Raw genomic sequence first — 412 nt, forward strand, 5'->3', positions numbered from 1 at the left:
TGTTCAAGGACAGCCGGGTGACCCCCATCGAGGACCGGCGGGCCGCGGTGACGGCAGGGGAACGGCTGGCCCGGCGGTTCGTGGACACGGACGGCTGAACCGGCCGGGCGCCGCCGCCCTGCTCACACCTTCCGGTACGTGTACGCCTCCACGGCCGCCGCCTCCACCGCCGCCAGGTCCGCCCCCGTGGCGGCCGTGACCACCGCGGCCACCGCACCCTCCACGAACGGCGCGTCCAGCAGCCTGGTGTGCCGGGGGAGTTCGTCGCCCTCGGCGAGCAGCGCCTTCACGGTGAGCACCGCACTGCCCAGGTCGGTCAGCACGGCCACCCCCGCCCCGCGGTCGACGGACGCGGCCGCCGCGGCGATCAACTCGGCGCTCGTGCCCAGCCCGCCGCCCTCGGTGCCGCCCG

1 pseudogene is annotated in these 412 nt (G+C 76.9%); it reads right to left on the reverse strand.

Annotation, left to right across the window (positions count from 1 at the left end):
- Window positions 1–122 precede the first annotated feature (122 nt).
- A pseudogene (locus tag B7767_RS42950) lies at window positions 123–412 on the reverse strand (PTS fructose transporter subunit IIA); the annotation flags it as partial.

Origin of the sequence: Streptomyces sp. 13-12-16, assembly GCF_002114215.1 — a bacterium.
Lineage (GTDB): Bacteria > Actinomycetota > Actinomycetes > Streptomycetales > Streptomycetaceae > Streptomyces.